We start from the raw sequence: 26,468 nt of genomic DNA, 5'->3' as shown, positions 1-26,468 counted from the left end.
CCGGGGTAGGGGGGGGATTTGAGTGTTGCTCTATGTATTCCTGAGCGCTCATATTTTTAAGCGAAAATAAGCCGGTGGTGGTCGTCGAGGCCCAGGGCTGTTCAGTTACGATGTGCCATCACGTAGCCCCGGTGGAAAGGATGTTCCGCATGCTTAAAAAAATCTGGTCTGACCCCGTCTGGAGTAAGGTGATTTCGTCCGTGATTTTAGCGGCGTTGTCAGCGCTTGCTGTTTATCTGCTTGATTGGGCGCCCCGGCTTGGGGGCATGGCTTCCAGCGCTTGGACTTACATGCTTTCGGATGTCGTGCTTCCTAGATGGGGTGTGGCTGTGCTGGGGCTTCTGGCGTTACCGACCTTCGTTTTCGCCGGAGCGCTCTTATGGGTGAACCGACCGTCTCAGGCTTCTACCTCACGTTGGACGGATTACCGGACAGACCGCTTCTTTGGCCTGAATTGGCGTTGGCGTTATTCGGGGCAGCGCGTGGACGGTATTCGCTCGTTTTGCCCTCACTGTGACTTCGAGCTGTTTCCGGTTGATAGCTCCTCCTACGCGGCAGTGCCCCGCTTCGCGTTCCGGTGTGACAGCTGTGGCGCGAATTTGGGGGAGTTCGAAGGCGATCCACGCGAGTTAGAAAGCAAGGTTGAGCGCTCCATACACCAGAAACTTCGCAATGGTCAGTGGCAGGACAGCGTTGGATCATCGTAGCGGAGTCGCGAAACTAGTAGTCAGGCTGGTAGCAATGCGTACCCATGGTGCGTACACTATTTTCGATCTGCATGCCCTAGGGCGCTGCAGTTACTGGGGTTGGCGGCGGCAATATAGGCTCAAGAGTTCGAATCTCTTCTTCACCGCCACTTTCGCAAAGCCCCTGAGAGAGCAGTCTCTCAGGGGTTTTTGCTTTCTGCTCTCAGATTTTTTGCGTGATCGCGTCGCCAGGCCGCGCGCGGCTATCTTCCTTCGTGAATTCGCTTCCCTCTACCAGCCCGTGCCAGGTGCCATTGGCAATAGCCATGGTCACTATCGAGAGCACTGATTTCCGCTCGCCAGGGCATCGGCCTACTGTTGGCTCCAACACAGATAGCGTTGAGTTGGAGGTCATCATGCCCCGTATCGATGTGGTTTCCCTGGTTGGCAGCGCCGTACCTGCCGAGCTTCGTTCCGATGGTCTCATGGCGTGCTGGCTGTTGATGGTTGACGGTCAGCCCAAGGCCGGTCCCTTTGCGTCGCGAGACGCTGCGCTTGCCTGCCAGGCTGTCTGGATGCTGAGCAACATTGCTCGCCCTGAGGGCGACTCGCTTCTGGCCTGACACCGCTTTACCCCGCGCTCGCTCCAGCGCCCCCTTGGCCCGCCTCTGGCGGGCATTTTCTTGTTCGGCAGGTACAATGGCGAACATTTTTCGAGGGGTACGGCGTGGCCAGGTGGGACATTTTCTGCAGCGTGGTGGATAACTACGGTGACATCGGTGTGACCTGGCGGCTGGCCCGGCAACTGGTGGCCGAGCAGCGGCATGCCGTGCGCCTGTGGGTCGACGAGTTGCCTGCCTTCGTGCGCTTGTGTCCAGGCGCCAGCGCCAGTGCCGAGAGTCAGTGTCACTCCGGTGTCGAGGTGCGACAGTGGCCGCAACCTTTTCCCTCGGTGGAGCCGGCGGATGTGGTGATCGAAGCATTCGCCTGCCAGTTGCCGACGACTTATATAGCGGCCATGAGTGGCGACGCCGTGAAGCGACTCTGGTTGAACCTGGAGTACCTCAGTGCCGAGGACTGGGTTGCCGGTTGTCATGCCTTGCCGTCGCCGCAGGCGGGTGGCCTGCAGAAGTTTTTCTTCTTCCCGGGGTTCACGCAGGGCACCGGTGGGCTGCTGCGCGAGACGGATCTGTTGGCTCGTAGGCGGGTGTTTCAGGCCGATCCAATGGCTCAGCAGGCATTTCTTGAGGGCCTTGGCGTAGCGCGTGATCCAGGCGCTCGGTTGGTCTCCCTGTTCGCCTATGAAAATGCCGGGCTGGCCAACTGGCTTGACGCCATGGCGGGCGACTCACGTGCGACCCAGTTGCTGGTGCCGCAGGGCAAGGTGCTCGTGGATCTGCAGCGCTGGCTCGGTGAAACGCAGTTGATACCAGGGGACCAGCGCCGCTGCGGTCGCCTGCATGTGCAGGTGCTGCCTTTCGTGGCGCAGGACGATTACGATCGCCTGTTGTGGTGCTGCGACTTGAATGCCGTGCGCGGCGAAGACTCGTTCGTGCGTGCGCAGTGGGCCGGTCGGCCTCTGCTCTGGCATATCTACCCGCAGGACGAAGACGCACACTGGGACAAGCTGGAGGCTTTCCTGGCGTTGTACTGCGTCGATCTGAGCCCTCGGGCTGCGGCTGCGCAAGCCGAACTCTGGCGGGCATGGAATGCCGGGCGGGGGATGAATGACGCCTGGCCAGAGGCGCTCGAGTGCTGGCCGGAGCTGTCGGAGCATGCCGAGCGCTGGTGCGTCCGACAGGCTGCTCAAGCGGATCTTGCCACGGCGCTGGAACAGTTTTACCGAAATTGGCTATCATACGCGGCCTAGATTTCTGTACCTCCCGCATATTTCGGATATCCGCATGAAAACTGCACAAGAAATGAGAGTCAACAGCGTGGCCCTGATCGATGGCCAGCCGTGGCTGATCCAGAAGGCCGAGTTCACCAAGTCCGGCCGTAACAGCGCCATCGTCAAGATGAAGCTGAAGAATCTGCTCAACGGCTCCAAGACCGAGACCGTCTACAAAGCCGACGACAAGATGGAGCCGGTGATTCTCGAGCGCAAGGAAGTGAACCTGTCCTACATCAGCGGTGAGGACTACGTGTTCATGGATCCGGAGTACAACTCCTACGAACTGCGTGCCGAAGACCTGGAAAGCGTTCTGCCGTTCATCGAAGAAGGCATGAACGATGTCTGCGAAGCCGTGTTCTTCGAAGGCAAGGTGATCTCCGTCGACCTGCCGACCACCATCGTGCGTCAGGTTGTCTACACCGAGAACGCCGCCCGTGGCGACACCTCCGGCAAGGTGATGAAGCCTGCCAAGCTGCGCAACGGTACCGAGATCAAGGTTGCCGAGTTCGTCGATATCGACGACTGGATCGAGATCGATACCCGTGACGGTTCCTACAAGGGCCGCACCCAGGCGCCGCAAGCCTGAGCTTAAGCGTTACCAGAAAACCCGGCCTTCGCGCCGGGTTTTTTATGGTCTGCGTTCGCCTGGGCAACAGGTCATTGCTGCGGCGCTGCCAGGCTGGCCTGCAGGGCCTGATCCCAGGGGGGCGGAAAGCCGAAGCGCTGCTTGAGGAAGCTCAGCAGCAGGCGGGTGCGTGGGCTGGCCTCGCGCTCCAGGCGCAGGGCGTAGATGCTGACCGGCTCCACCGCAGGCAAGCCGTTCTCGCAGAACAGGGGAATCAGCTCGCCACGCTGCAGGTGCTCGCTGCTCATCCAGGTCGGCAGATGCGCCACCCCTAGGCCGGCGAGGGCACTGAACAGCAGGGTCTCGGCATTGTTGCTGGTCTGCCGCAGGCGCTTGGGCTTGCATTGCTGCAGCTTGCCGTCGACCTCGAAGCGCCATGCATAGGGCGGTGCCAGGCTGTCCCAGTCGAGGCCGTCGTGCTGCTCCAGCTCCAACGGGCTGCGTGGGATTCCGCGGCGGCGCAGGTAGTCCGGGCTGGCGCAGACGATACGTGTCATCGAAGCCAGTGGCGTGGCCACCAGGCGGCTGTCGGGCAGTGGTCCGATGCGCACCACGATATCCACTTCACCCAGGTGCTCGCCCTGCAGATCGATGAAGCTGTCGATCAGGCGCAGTTGTACGTCCAGTCCGGGATTGGCGCGCAGGAAGTCGGCGATCGCAGGCGCCAGGTGACGCCGGCCAAAGGGAGAGGGCGCGTCGATGCGAATCAGCCCTTCCGGGGCGCTGCTCAGCGATACCGCTTCGGCGCGGGCCAGGTGCAGCTCGGCGAGGATGCGCCTGGCCCGTTCGGCGAACGCCAGGCCGGCCGGGGTGACGCGCACTGCGTGGGTGCTGCGGCTGAACAGGCCGCTGCCCAGGGCGCGTTCCAGGGCATCGATTCGCCGGGCGACCGCCGAGGGGGTCAGCGGGTGGCGTCTGGCCGCAGCGGAGAAACTGCCGGTTTCCAGGACGTCGAGAAATAGCTCCAGCTGGTCGGTCAGGGCATCGGGATTCATGCAGTGCTCTGCTTGTGCGTAAATGGCAAAGCCATTTTGCATTCTTGTGCGTTTCCATACTAGCTGCGCCTCTCTAAGATGCGCCCTGGCATGGAGGTGTCATGAGCCTGATCGATCTGTTATTGAATCTTGTCCTGGGCGCTGCTCTGGGAACCGTGGGTGGGCTGTTCGGTATCGGCGGCGGCCTGATCGCCATTCCGGTGCTGGGCGTGCTGTTCGGTCTGGATCAGCAACTGGCTCAGGGCACCGCCCTGGTCATGGTGGTGCCCAACGTGATGCTGGCGATCTGGCGCTACAACCAGCGCAACCGCATCGATTTGCGTCACGCCTTGCTGCTTGGCATCACCAGCCTGGTGTGTGCCTGGCTCGCTTCGCTGTACGCCGTGGAGCTGGATTCGCGCACCATGCGCTGGGCCTTCATCGGTTTCCTGCTCGCCCTGGCCGCCTACAACCTGGTACGCATGATGATGGCGCAGGCGCCGAGCAGCAGCGAGCTGCGTCATCCCTGGGGCTGGTTCGGGGTGCTCGGCGGTGTGTCTGGTGCCATGGGCGGTCTGTTTGGTGTAGGCGGCGCGGTAGTCGCCACGCCGGTGCTGACCAGTGTGTTCGGCACCACGCAGGTGGTGGCGCAGGGGCTGTCCCTGTCCCTGGCGCTGCCCAGTACCGGGGTCACGCTGCTGACGTACGCGCTGCATGAGCACGTCAACTGGTGGATGGGTGTTCCCCTGGCGGTTGGCGGTCTGCTCAGCATCAGTTGGGGCGTGCGTCTGGCCCACTCGCTGCCGGAGCGTCTGCTGCGCAGCCTGTTCTGCGTGTTCCTGCTGATCTGCGCACTGATGCTGGGCCTCGAAGCCAGCGGGTTATAGGCGAAACCCCTCGACGATGTGGTCGGCCAGGCATTCGGTGACGGGGGACTGGCTGCTCTCGTTACGCAGCAGCACGATGCTGGTCAGCGGCAGCAGTGGCAGACCCTCGGCTTCACCGAGGATGCGCAGGTCCGGGGTGATCAGGCTCTGCAGCTGTGCGGTTACGGCCAGGCCCGCGCGCACGACGGCGAACAGCGCCGACAGGCTGGGGCTGGTGTAGGCGATGCGGTAGGGACGCGCCATGGCATCGAGCGCGTTGCAGGCCCACTCCCGGCAGAAGCAGTCGGCATTGAACATCGCCAGGGGCATGGGGTTCTGCTCGTGCGGGCAGAAGCCCTGAGCGACGGCCCAGGCAAAGCGCTCCTGGCGCAGCAGTTGGCCAATTTCCTTGCCCGGCTGACGGGTGACGATGGTCAGGTCGAGGTCCTGGCGCAGCAGCAGCTGACCCGAGGGTTCACAGTGAACCTCGACCTGAACCAGCGGATAGGCCTGGGCGAAGCGCGAAAGAATCTCCGGTAGAAAACGCATGACGTAGTCATCCGGCGTACCGATACGCACGGAGCCGACCATGTGCGGCTCACGCAGGGTATTGAGAACTTCACCGTGCAGCTTCAGGATGCGGCGCGCATAGCCGAGCAACACCTGGCCCTCGGGGGTCAGGCGAACCTGGCGGCCATCGCGCTCGAACAGCGCGCGCTGCACCACGTCTTCCTCCAGCCGCTTCATCTGCATGCTCACTGCCGATTGCGTGCGATTGACCGTCTCGGCGGCGCGTGTGAAGCCGCCGGTGTCGGCAATGGCGACGAAACTGCGCAGCAATTCGGTATCGATACTGGGGTGGAAGGCCATTCATCAATCCTCGAGATGGATTCCATAAGAAACATTCGTTGGATTGATCTTAATCCTGGCTCGACACTGATGCCAACCCCACAGGGAGGGCACCGAGATGAAAGGTCAAAAAGGTTATGCGTTGGCTCAGGCTATCCACTTCGAACGTCTGCCATCGCTGGCAGAAATGTGGCGTGTACTGCGGCGCTGGCGTCAACTGGCTCGAGAGCGTCAGCAACTGGCGCGTCTGGATGGAGCGGCGCTGAAGGACCTCGGTCTATCCCGGGCCGATGCGTTGCAGGAGGCCGAGCGGCCGTTCTGGGATGACCCGCTGAGAAAGTGAGTCGTGATCATTGGAGTGACTGAATGACCGCTGTGCGCAAGGGTGCGGACTTTTTCCTGTTTCAACTGATGTTGCTGTTGTGCGCCATATGGGGCAGCCAGCAGGTCGCCATCAAGCTGGCGGCCGAGGATATCGCGCCGATGTTGCAGGTGGCATTGCGCTCGGGCATCGCTGCCGTGCTGGTTGGCATTCTGTTGCTCTGGCAGCGCGGTTGGCGGGGCTGGCTGGGGAGTACCTGGCTGGCAGGGATTCTGGCTGGCGTGCTGTTCGCCCTGGAGTTCTTCTTCATCGCCCTGGGGCTGCGTTACACCTCGGCCTCGCACATGGCGGTGTTTCTCTATACCGCGCCGATTTTCTCGGCGCTGGGGCTGCACCTGATGCTGCCCAGCGAGCGCCTGCGCCGCTTGCAGTGGCTGGGCATCGCGCTGTGCTTCGGCGGCGTGGTGATGGCCTTTGGTGTGGGCGGTGACTGGAGCGAGATAGACGCCGACATTCTGCTTGGCGATGCACTCGGGCTCTGTGCAGGCATGGCCTGGGGCGCCACTACCGTGGTCGTGCGCGGCTCGCGCCTGTCCGAGGCGCCGGCGGGGCTCACCCTGTTCTATCAGTTGACGGTGGCCTTCGTCCTGCTGCTCGGCTATGCCCTGGCGATGGTCGATCTCGGGCAGGTGCGCTGGACGCCGCTGGCCATCGGCAGCGTTCTGCTGCAGGGCGTGGTGGTGTCGTTCTTCACCTATCTGGCCTGGTTCTGGCTGTTGCGTCGCTATCTGGCCTCGAACATGGCGGTGTTCTCGTTCATGACGCCACTGTTTGGCGTGACGTTCGGTGTGCTGGTTCTGGATGAACCGCTCACCCTCAACTTCATCATCGGCGCCGCGCTGGTGCTGGCGGGGATCATGCTGGTCAGCAGCGAGCGCTGGCTAAAGCGACGCCTTGCCGGCCTGCGCGGCCAGTAGCGGTCTGGAGGCAGTTCGTGTCCATTCATCATTTGGCTCAGCTCAACATCGCGGCAATGAAGGCGCCTCTGGAGTCGGCGGAGATGGCGGACTTCGTCGCCAACCTGGAGCGGATCAACACACTGGCCGAGGCGGCGCCGGGCTTCGTCTGGCGACTGCAGGACGAGGCGGGAGATGCCACGGCGATCAGGCCGTTCGGGGATGAGGTGCTGGTCAACATGTCGGTCTGGCAGGACGTCCAGTCGCTCAGCAACTACGTGTACAAATCCGCGCATACCGAGATGCTCAAGCGCCGACGCGAATGGTTCGGGCGCATCGAGCAGGCCCACCAGGTACTGTGGTGGGTGCCGTCGGGGCATCGTCCAGATGTGGCGGAAGCGGCCGAGCGCCTTGCGCACCTGCGCGAGCATGGCGCGACGGCGCATGCGTTCACCTTCCGCCATGCGTTCGCGGCGCCGGCCTGATAGGCTGGCGCGTCATGACTCTCTCACTCTCTCTCGCCGAGGCACGTCGTCTGGCCCTGTCTGCCCAGGGCTTCGGTCGTGTGCCACGTGGCGCCATCGCTCATCGGCAACTGCAGGCGCAGATCGAGCGCCTGGGTGTGCTGCAGATCGACTCGGTCAACGCCGTTGTGCGCTCGCACTACCTGCCGGCGTTTTCCCGCCTTGGCCACTACCAGGCCGAGCACCTCGATGAGCTGGCCTGGGGGCGCGCACGGCGTCGGCGTCTGTTCGAGTACTGGGGGCACGAAGCGTCACTGCTGCCATTGGAACTCTATCCACTGCTGCGCTGGCGCATGCGCCGTGCCGCGGACGGCCAGGGTATCTATGGCCAGCTGGCGAAGTTCGGGGTCGAGCGGCGCGACGTGATCGACTCGGTGCTGCAGGCGGTGCGCGAACGCGGCGCACTGGGCGCTGGCAGTCTCAGCACACGCAGCGAGAAGGCCGGGCCCTGGTGGGACTGGAGCGCGGAGAAGACCGCGCTGGAGTGGCTGTTCGCTGCGGGTGAGGTGACAGTGGCCGGGCGTCGTGGCTTCGAGCGCCTGTACGATCTGCCGGAGCGGGTGATCCCCGGCGAGCTGCTCGATCAGGCCGAGCTGGATGAGGATGAAGCGCAGCGTCGTCTGCTGTTGCGCTCCGCCGATGCCCTCGGGGTGGCCAGCGAAAAGGATCTGCGCGACTACTACCGACTGGATGCGGGCGACAGCAAGCGCCGAGTCGCCGAGCTGGTGGAAGAGGGCGCGTTGCTGCCGGTGGCGGTGCAGGGCTGGCAGCAGCCGGGCTATTGCCGCGGCGAGCCGCGCATTCCGCGACGCGTGCGCCACAGTGCACTGCTGTCACCCTTCGACTCGCTGATCTGGGCGCGCGAGCGGACCGAGCGATTGTTCGGTTTTCGCTATCGCCTGGAAATCTACACGCCACAGGCCAAGCGGGTGTATGGCTACTACGTGCTGCCGTTCCTGCATCACGAGCGCCTGCTGGCGCGGGTGGATCTGCGCAGCGAGCGCGCGGCGGGGCGTCTGGCGGTGCACGCCGTGCACCTCGAAGAGGCGGTGCTGAGCGAGGAGGCGCGACAGGCGCTGAGCGATGCGCTGCACGGGCTGGCGCAGTGGCTGGGGCTTGCCGATGTGTGGCTGGCGCCCGGGGTCAGGCAGCTGGGGCTGCTTGGCTAGCCGGCGTGTTCCAGGAGGAACTGCAGTTCGCTGACGCGCTGGATGTTCAGTTCCATGGGGCAGGTGTAGTACATCGGTGAGCCGATGTGCTTGCCTTGCAGGTTGCACTGACCGTTGCGGTAGATCAGCCAGGCTTTTTGCGCCGTTTCCAGTTGCTCGGCGCTCTGCGGGTCATTGGCCTGCAGCTTGAGGAACAGCTGCTGGTAGATGCGGTTCATGTCACGCTTCGCCACGGCGGATACGCCCTCGGCGCAACCGGCGACGATGGAATTGTTGATCGCGCCGTTGGCATTCAGGCAGGCCTGATACTGCGCGTCGTAGTCGGCCCAGGCGGTGAGCGGCAACAGCGCCATCACCAGGTATCTCAGCATCGACATGATTGCCTTCCTGAGGTGTCGGGGGCGGCAGGAAGCCGCCCTCGAGTGCCATGATTACTTGGCGGCCAGACGGTTGCGCATGTTGTTGGCGCGCTCGGTGGAACCCGGGTGCGAGGAGAACATGCTGCTTTCGCCGCCGCTCAGCTTGGCCAGCTTCTCGAACGCGGTGACCAGGCCTTCGCGCGGGATGTTGCGCTCGGTCAGGAAGTCGAAGGAGAAGTTGTCGGCTGCGGTTTCCTGGCTTTGCGAGAACTGGGCGTTGACCAGTTGCTCACCCAGCGCGCCCAGCTCGGAGGACGACAGTGCGGCGAGCGTGGTGTTGCCCGAGGAGGCGGCGGCGTTGCGCGCTGCGGAGGTGGCGTAGGCGGTCTGCATGGCCTTCTTGGTGTGGCCCAGGGCCACGTGGCCCATCTCGTGGCCCAGCACGCCTTCGACTTCGTTGTCGTTCATCGCGTCCATCAGGCCGCTGTACACGCGCACGCAACCGTTGGCCATGGCCCAGGCGTTGACCTCTTCATCGAGGTAGACCTTGTAGTTGACCGGCGTGCCGTTGACCTGGTTGCCGAGGTTGGCGGCGATCTTGTTCAGGCGCTTGCCGTAGGAGGTTTCGGGGCCGGCGATGTTAGCGTTGGCATCCATTTCCGCGCAGGCCTGGTCGGACATGCTTTTGACCTCGGCATCGCTCAGGGTCGCAGCCTGTACGGCCATCAGGCCGGACTGCAGCATGGCGTCGGGGGACATGTTCTGGCAGCCGCTCAGCAGAACGGCGCTGGACAGGGCAAAAGCGGAAAGCGTGGTACGAAGTTGCATGGAGCATCGTCCTTGTTGGGTAGTGATGGCCGCGAGTCCTTCCCGGCAGGGCATAGCAGCTCGGCACCGTCCGGTGCTCGCGTTGGGGTCAGCATTATGCCGCATAACGCACAGAAGAAGTGCGAGCCGGTTCGCGCCCTGGCCAGTGGCTACTAGCCAGGGCGCGTGGCTTCAGCGGCGTACCTGCTTGAGGGTTTCCGCGATCATGAACGCCAGCTCCAGCGACTGGTCGGCATTCATGCGTGGGTCGCAGTGCGTGTGGTAGCGATCGGACAGGCCGTCCTCGGTGATCGGCCGCGAGCCGCCGATGCATTCGGTGACGTTCTGCCCGGTCATTTCGATGTGGATGCCGCCGGCGTGAGTGCCTTCGGCCTGGTGCACGGCGAAGAACTGCCGCACCTCGGCCAGAATCTGCGCGAAGTCACGCGTCTTGTAGCCGCTGCTGGCCTTGATGGTGTTGCCATGCATCGGGTCGGAGCTCCACAGCACCTGGCGGCCTTCGCTCTGCACCTTGCGCAGCAGACGCGGGAAGTGGGCTTCGACCTTGTCCGCGCCCATGCGCACGATCAGGTTGAGGCGGCCCGGATCGTTCTCCGGGTTGAGGGTATCGATCAGGCGGATCAGCTCATCCGGGTCCATGCTCGGACCGACCTTGACCCCGATGGGGTTCTCGATGCCGCGCATGAACTCGACGTGGGCGCCATCGAGCTGGCGGGTACGATCGCCGATCCACAGCATGTGCGCGGAGCAGTCGTACCAGCGGCCGGTCAGGCTGTCCTTGCGCACGAAGGCCTGCTCGTAGTTCAGCAGCAGCGCTTCGTGGGCGGTGAAGAAGCTGGTCTCGCGCAGTTGCGGTGCGCTGTCCATGCCCACGGCGCGCATGAACGACAGGGTTTCATCGATACGCCCGGCAAGCTGGTGGTACTTCTCCGACAGCGCCGAGTTGGCGATGAAGTCGAGGTTCCACTGATGCACCTGGTGCAGGTCGGCAAAGCCGCCCTGGGCGAAGGCGCGCAGCAGGTTGAGGCTGGCCGTGGCCTGGTGGTAGGCCTGCAGCAGGCGCTCCGGGTCGGGAACGCGGCTCGTCGCATCGAAGCCGATGCCGTTGACGATGTCGCCACGGTAGGCCGGCAGGGTCACGCCGTCGATGGTTTCGCTGCCGGCAGAACGCGGCTTGGCGAACTGACCCGCCATGCGCCCGACCTTGACCACCGGGCAGCCGGCGGCGAAGGTCATGACGATGGCCATCTGCAGCAGTACCTTGAAGGTGTCGCGAATTTTCGCCGCAGAGAATTCGGCGAAGCTTTCGGCGCAGTCGCCACCCTGCAGCAGGAAGGCACGCCCCTGGGTCACCTCGGCGAACTGGCGGCGCAGCTCGCGTGCTTCGCCCGCGAAGACCAGCGGCGGGTAGCCTGCCAGGGTCTGTTCGACACGGGCGAGGTGGCTGGCGTCAGGGTATTCAGGCTGCTGCTGGATGGGCTTGGCCCTCCAGCTTTCGGGGCTCCAGGCGTGCGGCATGCGACATCTCTAACGTTGATCGGGCGGAGGCGCATGGTAACCGATAAGCCCTGCTGCCCGTACGTGTATCGACGGCGCCACGGCTCATGACGCCGTGGCAGGCTGCAGGTCGCGCGCTGGCGACGTTCGCGGCAGCACGTCGCGCCCCGGCAGGAAGCGTCCATAGTGCCGCGCCGTGCCCAGGTCCTGCGGGTACTCCAGGCCACGGCGATAGGCGATCCGGCCGTTGATCAGCGTGAGCTCGACGGCGGCGTCGTTGCGCTTGACCACGCGCTGCAGGCCCAGCACCTCCATGGGCGCCTCGTGCAGCGCATCGAGGCTGTCGTCGAGTCCCTGCGGATTGATCAACACCAGGTCGGCGCGATCACCGACACGCAGGTAGCCGGCATCGACGCCGATGAAGTCGGCCAGCTCGGCGCTACAGCGGCGTACCGCCCGGCCCAGGGGCATGAAGGGCTCGCCCGCCAATTCGGCGTCACGTACGTACTTGAGAAAGCGCAGCGGGAAGTTGTACTGGGCGATGGAGCGCAGGTGCGCGCCGGAGTCGGCGAAGCCGGGGTGGGTCCAGGGACTGGCCAGCAGCTGGCGCATGATCGCTTCGCGCTGGTTGCCGTAGCAGGTCGTCCACTTCAGCGCCTCGCGGTACTGGCAGGCCAGTTCGAAATAGGCGTCCACCGCGTCCAGTCCGCGAGCCTGGCCCAGTTGCTTGAAGTTCTTGCCTACCAGGCTGGCGTCCGGGCATTCGCTTACCCAGCAGTCGGAGAAGTCGCGGTGCCACAGCCCCTTGGTCAGCACCGCCTTGACCTGCTTCTTGAACAGCGCGCGGAACGCCGGCTCCCGGACCTTGGCATAGAGTTCGTCCGGGTCCTTGATGTCGCGCAGCACTTCGCCGGCGCCGAACTCTTCGAAGGCGTTCACGTTGAGCCCCTCGAGGCGCAGGGTGAAGGGGGCCGGCAGCGTCTGCCAGCGGAAGTGGCCGCACAGGACCCTGTTCGCCAGCCAGCCGGACAGCCGCGTGAAACGATGCAGCAGCGGCTGCGACTTGAGGTCGAGGGCGGTGAGCATGGTGCATTTCAGCGGTTTTCTGAACCAGCCGTGGGCCTGCCACAGAAAGGCGAAGACGTTGACCTTGGTCACCGCGTTCGGTGCTCCCTGCAGCACCGCGCCGCGCCGCCGCAGCACGGCGAACAGGCGCGAGAATTCCTTCCAGCTGGCGAAGGTGGACGGTAGCGGGCTGGACCAGGCGCGGTCGCCGTCCATCTTGTCCAGGCGGGTGGTCATCACCGACAAGCCGATGCAGCCGGCATCCAGCGCCTCCTCCAACAGCTGTTCCATGCGAGCGAGTTCGGCTTCGCCCGGCTGCACCCGGCTGGTGGCGCGTTGCAGGCCCATCACCGCCACGCGCAGCTCGGAGTGACCGAGGAAGGAGTTGACGTTCGGCCCCAGTGGCAACTGATCGTAAAAGGCGCGATAGCCCCTGGCGTCACGCCAGGTCTTCTTCTCCTGCAGGATCGGCAGCACGTACTCGCGCGGGACCGCCTCGACACGGGTGAACAGGTCGGAGCAGTCCTCGGCTTCCGCCAGCACCATGCTGATGGAGCAGGAGCCAATGGTCACGCTGGTGACGCCATGGCGCACCGACTCCTTCAGCGCCGGCGCCGCGATGACTTCGGCATCGTAGTGCGAGTGGATCTCCAGAAAGCCCGGGGTGACCCAGTGGCCTTCGGCGTCTATCACTTCGCCGCAACCGTCTTCGTCCAGCGGGCTGAGGGCGAGCACGTCGATCTTGCCGTCTCTGATGCCGATATGGCGCAGTGCGCCGGGGGCGCCGCTGCCGTCGAAGTACAGGCCGTTCTTGATGATGATGTCGTAGCTCATGGCAGTCTCCAGGGCGCCAGCAGCAAGAGGCCGGTGACCAGTAGCAGGAAGTGGATGGCGATGCGGAAGTGCCGCTCATCGACGCGTCGGTGCAGCTGCTCGCCGAGCCACACGCCGAGAGGCAGCAGCGGGGCGTAGCTCAGCACCTGTGGCAGCGCCGGCAACAGGCGGCCGTCGCAGAGAAAGGCCAGGGTGAGCAGGCTGTTGAGGGTGAACCAGACGCTGATCAGCGTGGCGCGCAGGCGCGCCTTGTCCAGCTCGGTGCCGGCCAGGCCGTAGACCAGCAGCGGGCCGCCGGACGCGAACAGGCCGTGGCTGACGCCGGCGCACAGGGTGATGAGGCGGGTGGCCCAGGTCGGGCGCTGCGTCTGCCTGTATGTCCGGCGCAGGCGCCATAGCTCACGTCCGGCGAAGCAGAGGATCAGTGCGCCAAACGCGGTCTTCAGCAACTGGGCGTCCAGGTACGGCAGCAGGCAGTAGCCGAGCAACGTGCCGACGAGCATGCCCGGCAGGATGTTGCCAAGCAGCAGGCGCCGGTCGATCAGGCGCCGATGGCGCTGCACCAGGTAGCCGGTCATGCAGACGTTCAGCGGCACCAGGATCGGCAGCAACTGCTCGATGGGCAGCAGCAGGGCGCCCAGCGAGAGGGCGATGACCACGCTGCCGAAGCCGGTGATCGCCTCCAGGGTGTAGGCCAGCAGGATGAAGACGCCGAGGGCATAGGGGGCCGCCGTGATCACCTCAGTTCTCCGGCGAAGCGCCGGCTCATCTGCCGGTAGTACAGCGCTGGCGCCAGCCGCCAGAGCAGGCTTGCCAGCCAGCTGCCGCGATCGGGAAAAAGGCGTTCGCGGCGCTGGCGCAGCGCAACGAGGATCGCCTCGGCCATCCACTCGGCGCTGCGCACGTTGCCGATGGTCGAGCGTGCGTGGCGAGCCGGCTGGCCATCTGCACCCAGCGCATTGCGGTCGATGGGGGTATCGAGAAAGCTCGGGTAGACCAGCAGCAGGCCGATGCCGTCGAGACCGATCTCGGCGCGCAATACCTCGAAGGCCTGGCTCAGCGCGCTTTTCGCTGCACAGTAGCCTGCGCGCCCCAGCACCGGCATCCAGCCGGCCATGGAGCCGATGGCCGCGACCTGGCCACGGCTTTCACGCAGCAGGGGCAGGGCGGCCAGGGTCAGTTCCAGCGGTGCGTGATAATCCACGGCCATGACGTTGCGAAACACCGCCGGCGCGGTGCGCACCGTGGGCGAGCGGTGGGTGATGCCGGCATTGTTGAACAGCACATCCAGGCGCCCGAAACGTTGGCGGCAGGCCTCCAGCAGGTGCTGATGCAGCGCCGGGTCGGTGATGTCGCCGGGTACGCCGAGGACGCGCTCGGCGCCCAGCGTGTCGACACGCGCGGCGAGGCCCTGGCTGTCGATATCGGTCAGCAGCAAGGCGTCGCCCCGGGCATGGCAGGCGCGCGCAAGCTGCCAGCCGAGGCCGCTGGCGGCGCCGGTGATCAGAACGACTCGCATCATTTTTCTCCGAGGTTGGCCAGCGGCGTCAGCAGCGCGTCGGGCTGGAGGGGGTGGCGTGACCAGAGCCAGGCCAGACCGAGCCCGGATATCAGGTGCCAGCAACCCCAGAAGGCGGCGATCAACAGCATGCCGCCGGCCTGCGGGAAGAAGGTGAAGATGATCACCAGGCCCAATGCCGAGTTCTGGATGCCTACTTCGAGAGTCAGCGCGCGTCGATCGGCGGGCGGCAGGCCGCTCAGTCGCGCGCTCAGGTAGCCGGTGCCCAATGCCAGCGCGTTGTGCGCCACCACCAGCCAGAAGAACAGATGGAAGTGCTGCGTGAACTGCTGCAGGTTGCGGCTGAAGGCAAGTGCCACGAACGCCAGCATCACCAGCAGGGCGAGCAGTCGCAGCGGCTTCTCCACCTTCAGTGTCAGTTGCGGGAAACGCCGGCCGACCCACATGCCCGCCAGCAGCGGCACGCCCAGTACCAGCAGCACGAGCAGGAGCAGGCTCAGCGGATCGAGGGCGATCTGCGTCAGGAGCGGGCGCGTGTGCGGGTTGAGCCAGGCGTAGAAGGCGAAGTTGAGTGGCGTCAGGACACTGGCCGCGACGCTGGACACTGCGGTCATGCTTACCGACAGCGCGACGTTGCCACGGGCCATCCAGGTCATGATGTTGGAGAAGCTGCCGCCCGGGCAGGCTGCGATCAGCGTCATGCCCAGGGCCAGCTCCGGCTGGATGGCCAATGCCCAGCAGGCCAGGCAGGTCAGCGCCGGCAGCAACAGGAACTGCGCCAGCAGGCCGATCACCGGCGCCCTGGGGGCTCGGGCAATGCGCCGGAAGTCCTCGGCGCGCAGGTCGAGCGAGACGCCGAACATCATCAGCGCGACGATCAGGTTGATCAGCACCAGGCTGCTGGGGTCGAAAGCGATATTGACCTGCTCCACGTTCATGCCCCCTGTGTCGCGGGTGTGACGTCGCCGGCCAGTTCGCGGCGCAGCGCCGCGCTGTGTTCGGCGATGCGTCTACGATAGCTGTCCTTGTGCACGTAGTAGGCCATGCGCTCCAGTTGCAGGTACTGATAACCGCCGTCCAGGCGTTGGCAGGCCTGGGCGCGGATGGTTTGGCGCAGGGCCTGCGCTGCAGGGCTGTCGGCCTGCAGCTGGCGGATGTACAGGGCGACCAGCTCGGCCTGCTCGTCGCGTCCCTGCCAGCCCAGGCCGGAGGCTTCGACCATGCCGAGCATGAACAGGTCGTCGTGTTCGGGGTGAAAGACGTTGAGGTACAGCTGTGGCGCGCCGGTATCCTCCGGCCAGTTCAACTCGCTGCGGGCGATGAAGGGGTAGTCCAGCCGGTAGCCGGTGGCCATCAGGATCAGGTCGTACTCCGCCTGCTCGCCGTTGGCGAAGGTCACGCAGTGGCCGCTCACCGCGTGGATGTCGCCACGGGGGCGGATATCGCCATGGCCGATATGGTGCAGCACCAGCGAGTTCATCACCGGGTGCGATTCGTACAGGCGGTAGTCGGGATCTGGCAGGCCGTACTGCGAGGGTTTGCCCACCAGGGCGCGCACCAGCAGGCCGTCGATCGTCTGCTTGAGGCGGCGCGGCAGCCTGATCGCGCCGCCGAAGGTGTCGGTGGGCTTGCCGAGGATGAACTTGGGCAGGAAGTAGTAGCCGCGGCGTACCGACAGGTCCACCGAGGTGGCACGGTGCACGGCGTCCACGGCGATGTCGCAGGCCGAATTGCCGCAGCCGACCACCAGCACGCGCTTGCCGGCGAAGATATCGGCACGCTTGTAGGCGCTCGAGTGCAGCAGCTCACCCTGGAAGTCACCGGGCAGTTGCGCCAGGTTGGGGGTGTGCAGGGTGCCGTTGGCGATCAGCACCCCCTCGAAGTGCCATTCGCGCTGTTCGCCGCCACGCTCGCTGGTCAGTCGCCAGCCCTGTGCGAGGCGCTCCAGCTTCACCACGCGGGTATCGAACTGGTAGTGCTCGTAGAGACGGAAGTGTCCGGCGTAGTCGCGGAAATAGCGGCGCATCTCACTGTGATGCGGATAGGGCGCGACATTGGCGCGCATGGGGAATTCGCTGAACTCGGTGGTGCCCTTGGAGGAGATCAGGTGGGCCGAGTGGTACATGGTGCTGTGCGGATTGTCGATGTCCCACAGACCGCCGACGTCGCTGTGCAGCTCGAAGCCGACGAAGTCGATACCCTGTTTCTTCAGATGCCGGGCCGTGCACAGGCCCATGGGGCCGGCGCCTATGATGGCGTACATGGCGAACCTCGTTATTGTTATGAGTAGCAGCGCAAGTGGTGGAATTATCGCGTGACCTGGGGCAGCTGCTTCAATGACAATTGGCGCCGTTAGCCCGCCTCTTGTGGTACGGGATGTCACTGTTGGAGAGGGAGCCATGCCGGGATTGCCGCCGAGCGAAGAATTGCAGTTGCAGGACGAGGTGCTGCTGACCGAGGTGCGTGACGCCTTCGGGGTGATTCGCGTGGTGCAGATTGGTGCCTACCGTTTTCTCGAGTTTGGCGACGCGATCGAGCAGAGCTGCGTATTCGTCGGCGATCCCAGCTGGCTGGAGTACGACTACACCCGCGCCATGCTGCTTGGCGCGCTTTGCCACGACGCGCCGGAGACCGCGCTGTTTCTCGGCCTGGGCGCCGGCAACCTGACCCAGGCGTGCCTGAAGTTCCTGCCGCTGGAGGATGTCGAGGCCATCGAACTGCGCCCCGACGTGCCGCGCCTGGCCATGGAGTTCCTCGGCCTGGACGACGACCCGCGCCTGACCATTCGCATCGGCGACGCCACCGACCTGCTCGACAGTGCGGAAACCGCTGACCTGATCTTCCTCGACCTCTATACCGACCAGGGGCCTGGCGTCGGGCACCTGGCCTGGCGTTTTCTCGAACAGTGCCAGGCCAAGCTCAACCCAGGCGGCTGGCTGATCATCAACCAGTGGGCCAGCAACGACGGCAAGCCCCTGGGGGCGGCGCTGTTGCGCGGCCTCTACCATCGGCACTACTGGGAATGCCCGGTGAAGGAGGGCAACGTGGTGCTGCTGATCCCGGCCGACCTCGACCAACGCCTGAACATGGGGCGCCTGCAGGCGCGAGCGGGTGAACTGGCACCGCGCCTGGGCTATTCGCTGCAACCGCTGATCGAGGCGATGCGTCCGGCTACCTGATGCACCGCTGAGCGGTTCGCTGCCCGAGAAAGCGCAAAAACCAGCACCCGGGTCAGGATTTTCCGGTATAGTGCGCGCCGGCCAAATTTCCGGCCACGTTCAGGTAGTGCAATTCGCCCGGGGCTCGACTCCGGCAGCCAGTCCCGCTGCGGACTATCCTTGACGATTCACTTTCATCACGTTTTCGCAAATCCCCGCCGAACCAGGCTGCCAGGGTGACCCACAAGGTCTTGCACGGCATGCGCAGCTTTGGAACATGGGTCTTTGCGGATGCACTTGAGGCAGACCCATGACCCAGGAAACCGGCGGCTTCGCCGCGCTCGGACTTCATCCCCATATTCTCGCCGCTCTGACCGCCGTCGGTTACGAAGAGCCGTCGCCGATCCAGGCGCAGGCCATTCCGGTGATCCTCGCGGGCCACGACATGATCGGCCAGGCGCAGACCGGTACCGGCAAGACGGCCGCATTCGCACTGCCGCTGCTGTCCAAGATCGACCCGGCCAAGCGTGAGCCGCAGGTCCTGATCCTGGCGCCGACCCGCGAGCTGGCCCTGCAGGTGGCCACCGCCTTCGAAACCTACTCCAAGCAGATGCCGGGCGTGAACGTCGTCGCCGTCTACGGTGGCGCGCCGATGGGCCCGCAGCTCAAGGCCATTCGCCAGGGCGCGCAGATCATCGTCGCCACCCCGGGTCGCCTGGTCGACCACCTGCGTCGTGACGAGAAAGTGCTGTCCACCATTCAGCACCTGGTCCTCGACGAAGCCGACGAGATGCTCAAGCTGGGCTTCATGGACGATCTGGAAATCATCTTCGAAGCCATGCCGGAAAGCCGCCAGAGCGTGCTGTTCTCCGCCACGCTGCCGCACTCGATCCGCGCCATCGCCGAGAAGCACCTGCGCGAGCCGCAGCATATCAAGATCGCGGCCAAGACCCAGACCGTCTCGCGTATCGAGCAGGCGCACCTGATGATCCACGCCGATCAGAAGACCAACGCCGTGCTGCGCCTGCTGGAAGTCGAAGAATTCGACGCGCTGATCGCCTTCGTGCGTACCAAACAGGCCACTCTGGACCTGGCCGCCGCGCTGGAAGCCAAGGGTTTCAAGGCCGCCGCACTGAACGGCGATATCGCCCAGGCACAGCGTGAGCGCGTGATCGACTCGCTCAAGGACGGTCGCCTGGACATCGTCGTCGCCACCGACGTGGCGGCGCGTGGTATCGACGTACCGCGCATCACCCACGTGTTCAACGTCGACATGCCGTACGACCCGGAATCCTACGTGCACCGTATCGGCCGTACCGGCCGTGCTGGTCGCGATGGCCGTGCGCTGCTGCTGGTCACGCCGCGTGAGCGCCGCATGCTGCAGGTGATCGAGCGTGTCACCGGGCAGAAGGTCGGCGAGGTCAAGCTGCCCAACCCGCAGCAGGTGCTCGATGCCCGCATCAAGAAGCTGACCGCCAGCCTGGCGCCGCTGGTTGCCGATGCCGAGGCCAGCCATGGCGATCTGCTCGACCGTCTGACCGCCGATATCGGCTGCAGCCCGCGTGCCCTGGCGGCCGCGCTGCTGAAGAAGGCCACCAATGGCCAGGCGCTGGACCTGGCCAGTGTCGAACGTGAACAGCCGCTGGTGCCGGGCGTGGGCGCGCCGCGCGAACGCCGCGAGCGCGATACCGATCGCGGTGGCGAGCGTGGCGAATACCGCGAACGTCGTGCGCCGATGCCGCTGGCCGAGGGTCGCGTGCGTTGCCGCACCGCGCTGGGCAACCGTGACGGCATCGCCGCCAAGAACCTGCTGGGCGCGATCCTCAACGAGGGCGGCCTGGCCCGCGAAGCCATCGGCCGTATCCAGATCCGCGAAACCTTCAGCCTGGTCGAACTGCCGGAAGAGGGCCTGGATCGCCTGCTCGGCAAGCTCAAGGACACCCGCGTGGCCGGCAAGGCGCTGAAGCTGCGTCGCTACCGCGAGGACTGATTCGGGACGGGCTTGCCGCCCGGTTTCGAGCGCCATGAAACGCCGCATCCCATTCCGGGATGCGGCGTTTTCGTTTGTGTGCCTCGGGTCGGCCTAGCGGCGGGCGGTTTCGCCGCGTGTGGCCATGGTGGCGAGGCGCTCGAAGACCTCGGGGGTGAAGGCGGCTTCGCCAGCTTCGTCGAGTACTTCTCGCGGATGCTCGCTGCCGGGAATGCTGCTGTCGAGCATGCTCAGCAGCTGTGTGCCGCGCCCGGTCAGGACGAAGTTCTCGCCATTGCCGCCTTCGCTCTCCGGACGTGGCTCGATGAAGCCGTTCTCCAGCAGGCGCGCTTCGTAGCGGGTCGCCTGGGCGCGCAGGTGGTCGAGGTCGGCTGTTGCAGCCAGGCCCTGCTCATCGGCCAGGTCTTGCGCGTATTGGCGCGGGGCGAAGGGTTTGCCGGCGCAGTTCTGCGCCTCATGCAGCAGGCGTTCGACCAGATCCCAGTTGTGCGTCATGGCGGTGTCTCCTCAAGCGATGGGCTCAATGAGTCCGACTGCACAGGGAGGTGACGGTTCGAATGGATTGCACGGGCGGTAGCCCGGAAACGAAAACGCCCCGAACCAGTCGGGGCGTTTCTCGTCGGAGCGCTCAGGCGCGGCGGCGGAACAGCGGTTGTGGCTGGTCGGCCGAGGCCTGATAGACCTCGCTGTAGTCCTCGAAGGCTTTCAGCGCATCGACCGGGTCCTTGTCGGCACGCAGGGCGAAGGCATCGAAGCCGACGCGGCGCAGGGCGAACAGCTGGTCGCGGAGGATGTCGCCGATGGCACGCACTTCACCCTTGTAGCCATAGCGGGTGCGCAGCAGGTAAGCGGTGGAGGAGTGGCGGCCGTCGGTGAAGGCGGGGAAGTTCAGGGCGATGACCTGGAAGTGCGCCAGGTCGTCGGCGATCTCTTCGATTTCCTCGCCGGCCTCCAGCCACACGCCCAGGCCGCCATCGCGGGCTTTCAGCGCATGACCATGTTCGACCCACAGCGCCAGCGGCACGATGACGTCGTCGCAATTGGGGATGGCATCCAGGGTCACGTCCTTGGCCAGCAGGTGCCAGGTCTCGTCGATGACCTGGTCGTTCTTAATGATTCGCTGCATAGACGCGCTCCTTGAACGGGTCGATACCGATGCGGCGGTAGGTATCGAGGAAGCTTTCTTCTTCGGTGCGTTGCTCGACGTAGACCTTGATGATCTTGTCGACCACGTCCGGCATGTCGTCCTGGGCGAAGGACGGGCCGAGAATCTGCGCCAGGCTGGCATCGCGGCCGGCGTTGCCGCCGAGCGACACCTGGTAGAACTCCTGGCCTTTCTTGTCCACGCCGAGAATGCCGATATGGCCGACATGGTGGTGACCACAGGCGTTCATGCAACCGGAGATGTTCAGGTCGATGTCGCCGATGTCGAACAGGTAGTCGAGATCGTCGAAGCGGCGCTGGATGGCTTCGGCCACCGGGATCGACTTGGCGTTGGCCAGCGAGCAGAAATCGCCGCCGGGGCAGCAGATGATGTCGGTCAGCAGACCCACGTTCGGCGTGGCGAAACCCTGTTCACGCAGCTCGCCCCAGAGGGTGAACAGCTGACGCTGTTCGACGTCGGCAAGGATGATGTTCTGGTTGTGGCTGTTGCGCACTTCACCGAAGCAGTAGCGATCAGCCAGGTCGGCGATGGCGTCGAGCTGCTTGTCGGTGACGTCGCCCGGCGCCACGCCGGTGGGCTTGAGCGACAGGGTCACGGCCACGTAGCCCGGCTTCTTGTGGGCGAAGGTGTTGCGCTGGCGCCAGCGGGCGAAACCGGGGTGTTCGGCATCTTGCTGGGCGAGCAGGGCGTCTTCGTCCTGCAGGGCCTGATAGGCCGGGTCGACGAAGTGCGCGGCAACGCGTGCGACTTCGGCGTCGGTCAGCGTCATCGGGCCATCCTTCAGGTGCGCCCACTCGGCGTCGACGCGCTCGGCGAAGACTTCGGGGGTCAGCGCCTTGACCAGGATCTTGATGCGCGCCTTGTACTTGTTGTCACGACGGCCATAGCGGTTGTACACGCGCAGGATGGCATCGAGATAGGAAATCAGGTGTTGCCACGGCAGGAACTCGTTGATGAAGCTGCCGACGATCGGGGTGCGGCCCAGGCCGCCGCCGACGGATACACGGAAGCCCAGCTCGCCGTCGTCGTTCTTCACCGCTTCCAGGCCGATGTCGTGCACTTCGATGGCCGCACGGTCGCTGACGGCACCGTTGACGGCAATCTTGAACTTGCGCGGCAGGTGGCTGAACTCGGGGTGGAAGGTCGACCACTGACGGATGATCTCGCACCAGGGGCGCGGATCGACCACTTCATCCTTGGCCACGCCGGCGAACTGGTCGGTGGTGGTGTTGCGGATGCAGTTGCCGCTGGTCTGGATCGCGTGCATCTGCACGGTGGCCAGCTCGGCAAGGATCTCCGGTACGTCTTCCAGCTCCGGCCAGTTGTACTGCACGTTCTGCCGGGTACTGATGTGCGCGTAACCCTTGTCGTAGTCGCGGGCGATGCGCGCCAGTACGCGAACCTGGGCAGACGACAGCAGGCCGTAAGGCACCGCGACACGCAGCATGGGCGCGAAACGCTGGATATACAGGCCATTCTGCAGGCGCAGCGGGCGGAATTCCTCGCCGCTCAGCTCTCCGGCGAGGTAGCGGCGGGTTTGATCGCGGAACTGCTTGACGCGATCCTCGACGATCTGTTGATCGTACTGGTCATATACGTACATGAAGGGTCCTGTTTTCAGGCTACTTACTGCCAATCAGCGCGCACGGCCGCGCACTCCCCGAGGAGCCGGGGCACGATACCAGCTCAGGTTTATGCGTAAAAGTGATGTTTGAATATATAAACCTGACTTTAAGGAATAAGACGAGCCCAGAGCATAACCAGAAGGTTTGAGCGAACCGCAAGGCTGGTCTTAAATGCACTGTGCGGTACCCACAAGCACAAGAAGAGGGGGAGCCATGAGCGAGCACAGCGAAGTCGAGAATGCCGACAGCGTCATCGATGCCTGGGCAATCTTCAGCCTGATCCTGATCGCGGTCGGTACAGCGATCTTCTGGGTCAGCGGACAGTAAGGATCGGGGCCGACACGCATCAGCGGTCGGCCTTTTGCCACTGGAGCCCTATACTGCGCCCCGATGTTTTTCCGGAGGCGCGCTGTGATCAAGTGGATGATGGGGCTATGGCTGGTGCTGTGCGGCGTGCAGGCGCTGGCGCAGGTGCGAGCGCCCTCCGTCGTGTTCCTCAATCCGGGGCATTCCGATGAGCCGTTCTGGCGCGAGTATTCCCGCCACATGCAGGATGCTGCGCACGACCTCGGCCTCGAGCTGAGAGTGCTCTACGGTGAGCGCGACCCGGCGCGCATGCTGGGCAACGCTCATGAAGTCCTGCGGGGGGATCACCCCGATTACCTGATCTTCACCAACGAACAGTTCCAGGCCCCCGCGCTGTTGCGCCTGCTCGAAGGCAGCAATATCCAGCTGTTCGCCCTGCACAGCACCCTGACTCCGGAGCAGCAGGCGCTGCTCGGCGGCAGCCGCGAGCGCCACGGTAACTGGCTGGGGAGCCTGGTGCCCAATGACGAGGAAGCGGGTTACCTGATGGGGCGGGAACTGATCGCCCTGAGCGAGGGGCGGCCGGCCGAGCTGCTGGCCTTTTCCGGGGTCAAGCAGACGCCGTCTTCCGAATTGCGCCTGGCCGGGCTGCATCGCGCACTGGCCGAGGCGCCGCACGTGCGCCTGGTGCAGGCCGTGCATGGTGAATGGCAACAGCAGCGCGCCTACGAGCAGGCGGCCAGCCTGCTGCCTCGTTACCCTGACGTAAGCCTGATCTGGGCCGCCAACGATGAAATGGCCTTCGGCGTCATGCGCGCAGCCGGAGAACTGGGCAGGGCACTGCGCTATGCCGCCCTGAACAACTCGGAGCGGGCGCTGCAGGCGCGCATCGACGGCCGGATCGAGGTGCTGGCGGCAGGGCACTTTCTTCTTGGCGCCTGCGCGCTGGTGATGCTCAACGATCACGCCAGGGGCTTCGACTTCATCGAGCGAGGTGGCAAGGACCAGGTGGCGCATCTGCTGCGCCTGATCGACCGGGCGCAGGCAAGGACGCTACTCGAGCGCCTGTCTCGCGCCGAGATCGGCATGGATTTCCGGCGCTTCAGCAGCGAGCTGCAGCCGAAACAGCAGCGCTACGACTGTTCGGTTGCCCGCCTGCTGGACTGATCAGCCGACCGCCAGGTGCAGGATCAGCTTCACTGTCGCCAGCAGGATGACGACGAACAGCACGGTGAACAGCACGCCCAGCATGATGAAGTGGCCGGGCTTGCCACGGCTGAAGTCGCGGCTGCGGTTCTTGCCGCTCTGCACGCCGAGTGCGGCAGCCAGCACGCTCTGCAACATTTCCCGAAACGTCAGCGGTGCCTGTTCGGGGTCTTTCTCCTGATCGCTCATGGTCAGCCTCTCCGTCGCTGCAGCAAGCATAGTCCGCCGCTGACGAATCGGCACACCGGCCTAGGTTGGCTCGAGCGAATCAGGCAATCTGACAGGGCGCCGACAACCGATACCGACCATGCCTGAGAACCTTTTCCCCGACGATGCCGCGCAGACCGAGCGCACCCGCGAGACCATCCTGCGCTACCACCTGAGCTGGAAGCACCGTGACCTCGAGGCGGTGATGGCTCTGTACCACCCGGATATCGAATACAACGACTTCTATCAGCAGCGCTGCATGCGCCTGGCGGACCTGCGTGAATACGTGGAAAACAACCTGCCGCGCCGTCCGGGCGAGCTGCTGGAGCATGTCGATCGCATCCGTATCGACGGCCATACCGCGTTCATTCAGTACTGCACCAGCTTGCAGGGTGGGGAAGGGCTGGTGTCATTCCGCACGGGCGAGGCCATTACCGTGCGCGACGGCCTGATCTGGCGTATCAACGAATACGCGACCCTGGTGCGTGAGGCGCGCGGAGCGGGTGAGGGTGGTGCTTCACGGCCCGCGATCAGTCGCCTGGGCCTGTCGACTCGTCAGCTCGGGCAACTGGCCCAGGACCTGCAGGAGTACTTTCAGAGCAGTCAGCCGTTTCTCGACCCCGAGCTGGACCTGCAACAGGTGGCGGCCGCCACCGGCTACAGCCGCAACCAGATTTCCCATCTGCTCAACCAGGTGCTCGGCGAAAGCTTCTACCGCTACGTCAACCGCGCCCGCCTGCAATACCTGCTCGACGGGTTGCAGACCGGCAGCGACCTCAAACGCATCGACGAACTGGCCTTTGCGGCGGGCTTCAACTCGCTGTCGGCGTTCTACACCTGCTTCAAGCGGCATACCGGGCTGTCGCCGAAGGCCTATCTTCGAAGCCGTCTGGATGATGCTGCAGTGCCATCGGCTGGTTCAAGCGAGGCGCGGTGAGTAGGGTGAGAAGCGGTTGCTGATGTTCAGAACGGGTTCCATGCCCTGGTTCTGGCGGTGCTTGGCGGTGCTTGGCGGCGCTGATCTTAAGCGCGCCCGAGTCCTTGGTTCGATGAGCGTGCGGCTCCGGCTCATAGCTCCAGTGAGCCGCTATTACGCTCCACATCGATCAGACGCTCGGTCGGCCCGTTCGGATCAAGCCGTTCACGTACCACTTGCGGCCAATTATTCTGACTACGACGACTGGCGAATTTGTAGGTGTACTCTCCGATCAATCCGACAGGGTAATCAAATACACCACCAATCAGCAAAAATACATCCGAAAACTGCAGGTAGTTACGCCCATTCGATTCGTGGTAGCGCTTCTTCAAGTCTCGCCAATGCTCCCCAAATGTCTTGCTCAACTCAAATTTAATGGATAGCTGCTCCTTAACAAAGGTATCGGACGCACTATGAGCGCCGTGTTCATCGAACCATGGGCCATTGTTCATATACGCCCGCAAATATTCCCAGAAGGCTGCCTGAAGTTCCAGATCCTTACCCATGGGCAAACCCAGACTGACCAGCACTTGGTGCTCCGGCCGTTTGAATTGATGCATTAATACCTCAAGCGCCGCGCTGCGCATGGCGCCGGTATAGGGGCCGACCAATTGAAATTGATAGGCCACGGCAGCGATATCATCCCAAGGGCAGTGATAAAGCACACCATTTTGCTCGAAATACACTTCGCGAGTGCGGCGATTGAACAAGATAGGCAAAGGTAGTGAGCGAAAGGCCTCCCACAAAAAAGGAATGATCAAGAATGCGATACCAAAAAATAACCCCGTAGACGCGGCGCTCCAGTTTTTATCAACTGCAAACATTGCTGCCAATAATAATGCCACCCCCCTCCTACTCCCCCCAATAT

Annotated in this window: 28 protein-coding genes; 13 read left to right on the top strand and 15 right to left on the bottom strand. The window is 64.3% G+C overall.

All coding sequences use genetic code 11. The features are described from left to right. Nucleotides 1-149: 149 nt before the first annotated feature. From EWH21_RS13140 to efp, 4 genes are all read left to right on the top strand, one after another. The gene (locus EWH21_RS13140; protein WP_277698520.1) at nucleotides 150-707 is read left to right on the top strand and encodes a hypothetical protein; all 558 of its coding nucleotides are present in this window, start codon (nucleotides 150-152) and stop codon (nucleotides 705-707) included. Nucleotides 708-1,102: 395 nt separating this feature from the next. Beyond that, entirely contained in the window at nucleotides 1,103-1,309 is a 207-nt protein-coding gene (locus EWH21_RS13135; protein ID WP_037047610.1) for a hypothetical protein, read from the top strand. Nucleotides 1,310-1,413: 104 nt separating this feature from the next. Continuing rightward, complete coding sequence (gene earP, locus EWH21_RS13130) at nucleotides 1,414-2,556, top strand: elongation factor P maturation arginine rhamnosyltransferase EarP (protein ID WP_277698519.1); 1,143 nt, start codon at nucleotides 1,414-1,416, stop codon at nucleotides 2,554-2,556. A 34-nt stretch (nucleotides 2,557-2,590) separates the two neighbouring features. Next, nucleotides 2,591-3,166, top strand: coding sequence for an elongation factor P (gene efp, locus EWH21_RS13125; RefSeq protein WP_037047597.1), 576 nt, complete (start codon nucleotides 2,591-2,593; stop codon nucleotides 3,164-3,166). Nucleotides 3,167-3,237: 71 nt separating this feature from the next. Here the strand turns inward: efp and EWH21_RS13120 are convergent, their stop codons facing one another. Beyond that, the gene (locus EWH21_RS13120; RefSeq protein WP_134677910.1) at nucleotides 3,238-4,200 is read right to left on the bottom strand and encodes a LysR family transcriptional regulator; all 963 of its coding nucleotides are present in this window, start codon (nucleotides 4,198-4,200) and stop codon (nucleotides 3,238-3,240) included. Nucleotides 4,201-4,301: 101 nt separating this feature from the next. On the opposite strand from EWH21_RS13120, the gene EWH21_RS13115 reads away from it, so the two are divergent. Further along, nucleotides 4,302-5,066 carry a sulfite exporter TauE/SafE family protein gene (locus EWH21_RS13115; RefSeq protein WP_037047593.1) on the top strand — a complete coding sequence of 255 codons (765 nt, stop codon included), beginning with the start codon at nucleotides 4,302-4,304 and terminating at the stop codon, nucleotides 5,064-5,066. Here EWH21_RS13115 and EWH21_RS13110 read toward each other — a convergent pair. Further along, nucleotides 5,061-5,915: a LysR family transcriptional regulator gene (locus tag EWH21_RS13110; protein ID WP_037047591.1), complete on the bottom strand. Its 855-nt coding sequence runs from the start codon at nucleotides 5,913-5,915 to the stop codon at nucleotides 5,061-5,063. The genes EWH21_RS13115 and EWH21_RS13110 overlap by 6 nt on opposite strands. A 97-nt stretch (nucleotides 5,916-6,012) precedes the next feature. Between EWH21_RS13110 and EWH21_RS13105 the strand changes: the two genes are divergently transcribed. Genes EWH21_RS13105 through EWH21_RS13090 form a run of 4 tightly spaced genes read left to right on the top strand, consistent with a single transcriptional unit; the run spans nucleotide 6,013 to nucleotide 8,865 of the window. Then, the gene (locus EWH21_RS13105; protein WP_047585670.1) at nucleotides 6,013-6,237 is read left to right on the top strand and encodes a DUF1127 domain-containing protein; all 225 of its coding nucleotides are present in this window, start codon (nucleotides 6,013-6,015) and stop codon (nucleotides 6,235-6,237) included. A gap of 23 nt (nucleotides 6,238-6,260) precedes the next feature. Further along, nucleotides 6,261-7,193, top strand: a complete 933-nt coding sequence (locus EWH21_RS13100) for a DMT family transporter (protein ID WP_152488761.1) — start codon at nucleotides 6,261-6,263, stop codon at nucleotides 7,191-7,193. Between the two features lie 17 nt (nucleotides 7,194-7,210). Further along, on the top strand, nucleotides 7,211-7,657 hold the full coding sequence (locus EWH21_RS13095) for a DUF3291 domain-containing protein (RefSeq protein ID WP_277698517.1): 447 nt from the start codon (nucleotides 7,211-7,213) through the stop codon (nucleotides 7,655-7,657). A gap of 14 nt (nucleotides 7,658-7,671) precedes the next feature. Further along, nucleotides 7,672-8,865, top strand: coding sequence for a crosslink repair DNA glycosylase YcaQ family protein (locus tag EWH21_RS13090; RefSeq protein ID WP_277698516.1), 1,194 nt, complete (start codon nucleotides 7,672-7,674; stop codon nucleotides 8,863-8,865). Here the strand turns inward: EWH21_RS13090 and EWH21_RS13085 are convergent. The 8 genes from EWH21_RS13085 to EWH21_RS13050 form a co-directional block, all read right to left on the bottom strand. Beyond that, nucleotides 8,862-9,242, bottom strand: a complete 381-nt coding sequence (locus tag EWH21_RS13085; RefSeq protein ID WP_277698515.1) for a lysozyme inhibitor LprI family protein — start codon at nucleotides 9,240-9,242, stop codon at nucleotides 8,862-8,864. The two genes, EWH21_RS13090 and EWH21_RS13085, sit on opposite strands and share 4 nt — an antisense overlap. 54 nt (nucleotides 9,243-9,296) lie before the next feature. Then, nucleotides 9,297-10,052 carry a M48 family metallopeptidase gene (locus EWH21_RS13080; protein ID WP_037047580.1) on the bottom strand — a complete coding sequence of 252 codons (756 nt, stop codon included), beginning with the start codon at nucleotides 10,050-10,052 and terminating at the stop codon, nucleotides 9,297-9,299. Between the two features lie 171 nt (nucleotides 10,053-10,223). Then, nucleotides 10,224-11,570 (bottom strand): 3-deoxy-7-phosphoheptulonate synthase class II, encoded by a 1,347-nt coding sequence (locus tag EWH21_RS13075; RefSeq protein WP_037047578.1) that lies wholly within the window; start codon nucleotides 11,568-11,570, stop codon nucleotides 10,224-10,226. Between the two features lie 84 nt (nucleotides 11,571-11,654). Then, nucleotides 11,655-13,448, bottom strand: a complete 1,794-nt coding sequence (locus EWH21_RS13070; RefSeq protein WP_277698514.1) for an amidohydrolase family protein — start codon at nucleotides 13,446-13,448, stop codon at nucleotides 11,655-11,657. Then, the gene (locus EWH21_RS13065; RefSeq protein WP_277700614.1) at nucleotides 13,445-14,185 is read right to left on the bottom strand and encodes a sulfite exporter TauE/SafE family protein; all 741 of its coding nucleotides are present in this window, start codon (nucleotides 14,183-14,185) and stop codon (nucleotides 13,445-13,447) included. The genes EWH21_RS13070 and EWH21_RS13065 overlap by 4 nt, the downstream gene beginning before the upstream one ends. Then, nucleotides 14,185-14,967, bottom strand: coding sequence for an SDR family NAD(P)-dependent oxidoreductase (locus tag EWH21_RS13060; protein ID WP_277698513.1), 783 nt, complete (start codon nucleotides 14,965-14,967; stop codon nucleotides 14,185-14,187). Before EWH21_RS13060 ends, EWH21_RS13065 begins: the two co-directional genes overlap by 1 nt. Further along, entirely contained in the window at nucleotides 14,967-15,905 is a 939-nt protein-coding gene (locus tag EWH21_RS13055; RefSeq protein ID WP_047585653.1) for a bile acid:sodium symporter family protein, read from the bottom strand. The genes EWH21_RS13060 and EWH21_RS13055 overlap by 1 nt, the downstream gene beginning before the upstream one ends. Further along, nucleotides 15,902-17,230: an NAD(P)-binding domain-containing protein gene (locus EWH21_RS13050; RefSeq protein ID WP_277698512.1), complete on the bottom strand. Its 1,329-nt coding sequence runs from the start codon at nucleotides 17,228-17,230 to the stop codon at nucleotides 15,902-15,904. The genes EWH21_RS13055 and EWH21_RS13050 overlap by 4 nt, the downstream gene beginning before the upstream one ends. Before the next feature lie 136 nt (nucleotides 17,231-17,366). Here EWH21_RS13050 and EWH21_RS13045 point away from each other — a divergent pair, with 136 nt between their 5' ends. Together EWH21_RS13045 and EWH21_RS13040 are read left to right on the top strand one after the other, a co-directional pair. Continuing rightward, nucleotides 17,367-18,146, top strand: a complete 780-nt coding sequence (locus EWH21_RS13045) for a spermidine synthase (RefSeq protein WP_277698511.1) — start codon at nucleotides 17,367-17,369, stop codon at nucleotides 18,144-18,146. 289 nt (nucleotides 18,147-18,435) lie between these two features. Then, nucleotides 18,436-20,115 (top strand): DEAD/DEAH box helicase, encoded by a 1,680-nt coding sequence (locus EWH21_RS13040; protein WP_152488754.1) that lies wholly within the window; start codon nucleotides 18,436-18,438, stop codon nucleotides 20,113-20,115. A gap of 93 nt (nucleotides 20,116-20,208) precedes the next feature. Here EWH21_RS13040 and EWH21_RS13035 read toward each other — a convergent pair whose 3' ends face one another. From EWH21_RS13035 to EWH21_RS13025, 3 genes are all read right to left on the bottom strand, one after another. Beyond that, complete coding sequence (locus EWH21_RS13035; protein WP_277698510.1) at nucleotides 20,209-20,610, bottom strand: transcriptional regulator; 402 nt, start codon at nucleotides 20,608-20,610, stop codon at nucleotides 20,209-20,211. Between the two features lie 133 nt (nucleotides 20,611-20,743). Beyond that, nucleotides 20,744-21,241 carry a DUF934 domain-containing protein gene (locus tag EWH21_RS13030; RefSeq protein WP_047585640.1) on the bottom strand — a complete coding sequence of 166 codons (498 nt, stop codon included), beginning with the start codon at nucleotides 21,239-21,241 and terminating at the stop codon, nucleotides 20,744-20,746. After that, on the bottom strand, nucleotides 21,225-22,883 hold the full coding sequence (locus EWH21_RS13025; protein WP_179554196.1) for a nitrite/sulfite reductase: 1,659 nt from the start codon (nucleotides 22,881-22,883) through the stop codon (nucleotides 21,225-21,227). Before EWH21_RS13025 ends, EWH21_RS13030 begins: the two co-directional genes overlap by 17 nt. Before the next feature lie 448 nt (nucleotides 22,884-23,331). Here EWH21_RS13025 and EWH21_RS13020 point away from each other — a divergent pair, with 448 nt between their 5' ends. After that, a complete protein-coding gene (locus EWH21_RS13020) occupies nucleotides 23,332-24,378 on the top strand; it encodes an ABC transporter substrate-binding protein (protein ID WP_277700613.1) in 1,047 nt (348 codons plus the stop codon). Here EWH21_RS13020 and EWH21_RS13015 read toward each other — a convergent pair whose 3' ends face one another. Further along, on the bottom strand, nucleotides 24,379-24,606 hold the full coding sequence (locus tag EWH21_RS13015) for a DUF2970 domain-containing protein (RefSeq protein ID WP_037047556.1): 228 nt from the start codon (nucleotides 24,604-24,606) through the stop codon (nucleotides 24,379-24,381). Nucleotides 24,607-24,724: 118 nt separating this feature from the next. Here EWH21_RS13015 and EWH21_RS13010 point away from each other — a divergent pair, with 118 nt between their 5' ends. After that, complete coding sequence (locus EWH21_RS13010; RefSeq protein ID WP_277698509.1) at nucleotides 24,725-25,561, top strand: nuclear transport factor 2 family protein; 837 nt, start codon at nucleotides 24,725-24,727, stop codon at nucleotides 25,559-25,561. Nucleotides 25,562-25,692: 131 nt separating this feature from the next. On the opposite strand, the gene EWH21_RS13005 is transcribed toward EWH21_RS13010, so the two are convergent. Beyond that, nucleotides 25,693-26,468, bottom strand: a 776-nt coding sequence (locus EWH21_RS13005; protein WP_277698508.1) for a DUF6708 domain-containing protein, incomplete at its 5' end; no start/stop codon positions are given.

The sequence above is a fragment of the Pseudomonas sp. REST10 genome, from assembly GCF_029542605.1.
In the GTDB taxonomy this organism is placed as follows: Bacteria; Pseudomonadota; Gammaproteobacteria; order Pseudomonadales; family Pseudomonadaceae; genus Aquipseudomonas; species Aquipseudomonas khazarica.
Note: the sequence above shows the minus strand (reverse complement) of the source record. Positions and strands in the feature narration are given on the sequence as shown.

Excerpts from the sequence above, each read along its gene's own strand:
- EWH21_RS13140 (WP_277698520.1), top strand. The coding sequence starts at position 150 with ATGCTTAAAAAAATCTGGTCTGACCCCGTCTGGAGTAAGGTGATTTCG.
- EWH21_RS13135 (WP_037047610.1), top strand. The coding sequence starts at position 1,103 with ATGCCCCGTATCGATGTGGTTTCCCTGGTTGGCAGCGCCGTACCTGCC.
- efp (WP_037047597.1), top strand. The coding sequence starts at position 2,591 with ATGAAAACTGCACAAGAAATGAGAGTCAACAGCGTGGCCCTGATCGAT.
- EWH21_RS13120 (WP_134677910.1), bottom strand. The coding sequence starts at position 4,200 with ATGAATCCCGATGCCCTGACCGACCAGCTGGAGCTATTTCTCGACGTC.
- EWH21_RS13115 (WP_037047593.1), top strand. The coding sequence starts at position 4,302 with ATGAGCCTGATCGATCTGTTATTGAATCTTGTCCTGGGCGCTGCTCTG.
- EWH21_RS13110 (WP_037047591.1), bottom strand. The coding sequence starts at position 5,915 with ATGGCCTTCCACCCCAGTATCGATACCGAATTGCTGCGCAGTTTCGTC.
- EWH21_RS13105 (WP_047585670.1), top strand. The coding sequence starts at position 6,013 with ATGAAAGGTCAAAAAGGTTATGCGTTGGCTCAGGCTATCCACTTCGAA.
- EWH21_RS13100 (WP_152488761.1), top strand. The coding sequence starts at position 6,261 with ATGACCGCTGTGCGCAAGGGTGCGGACTTTTTCCTGTTTCAACTGATG.
- EWH21_RS13090 (WP_277698516.1), top strand. The coding sequence starts at position 7,672 with ATGACTCTCTCACTCTCTCTCGCCGAGGCACGTCGTCTGGCCCTGTCT.
- EWH21_RS13085 (WP_277698515.1), bottom strand. The coding sequence starts at position 9,242 with ATGTCGATGCTGAGATACCTGGTGATGGCGCTGTTGCCGCTCACCGCC.
- EWH21_RS13080 (WP_037047580.1), bottom strand. The coding sequence starts at position 10,052 with ATGCAACTTCGTACCACGCTTTCCGCTTTTGCCCTGTCCAGCGCCGTT.
- EWH21_RS13075 (WP_037047578.1), bottom strand. The coding sequence starts at position 11,570 with ATGCCGCACGCCTGGAGCCCCGAAAGCTGGAGGGCCAAGCCCATCCAG.
- EWH21_RS13070 (WP_277698514.1), bottom strand. The coding sequence starts at position 13,448 with ATGAGCTACGACATCATCATCAAGAACGGCCTGTACTTCGACGGCAGC.
- EWH21_RS13060 (WP_277698513.1), bottom strand. The coding sequence starts at position 14,967 with ATGCGAGTCGTTCTGATCACCGGCGCCGCCAGCGGCCTCGGCTGGCAG.
- EWH21_RS13055 (WP_047585653.1), bottom strand. The coding sequence starts at position 15,905 with ATGAACGTGGAGCAGGTCAATATCGCTTTCGACCCCAGCAGCCTGGTG.
- EWH21_RS13050 (WP_277698512.1), bottom strand. The coding sequence starts at position 17,230 with ATGTACGCCATCATAGGCGCCGGCCCCATGGGCCTGTGCACGGCCCGG.
- EWH21_RS13045 (WP_277698511.1), top strand. The coding sequence starts at position 17,367 with ATGCCGGGATTGCCGCCGAGCGAAGAATTGCAGTTGCAGGACGAGGTG.
- EWH21_RS13040 (WP_152488754.1), top strand. The coding sequence starts at position 18,436 with ATGACCCAGGAAACCGGCGGCTTCGCCGCGCTCGGACTTCATCCCCAT.
- EWH21_RS13035 (WP_277698510.1), bottom strand. The coding sequence starts at position 20,610 with ATGACGCACAACTGGGATCTGGTCGAACGCCTGCTGCATGAGGCGCAG.
- EWH21_RS13030 (WP_047585640.1), bottom strand. The coding sequence starts at position 21,241 with ATGCAGCGAATCATTAAGAACGACCAGGTCATCGACGAGACCTGGCAC.
- EWH21_RS13025 (WP_179554196.1), bottom strand. The coding sequence starts at position 22,883 with ATGTACGTATATGACCAGTACGATCAACAGATCGTCGAGGATCGCGTC.
- EWH21_RS13020 (WP_277700613.1), top strand. The coding sequence starts at position 23,332 with ATGGGGCTATGGCTGGTGCTGTGCGGCGTGCAGGCGCTGGCGCAGGTG.
- EWH21_RS13015 (WP_037047556.1), bottom strand. The coding sequence starts at position 24,606 with ATGAGCGATCAGGAGAAAGACCCCGAACAGGCACCGCTGACGTTTCGG.
- EWH21_RS13010 (WP_277698509.1), top strand. The coding sequence starts at position 24,725 with ATGCCTGAGAACCTTTTCCCCGACGATGCCGCGCAGACCGAGCGCACC.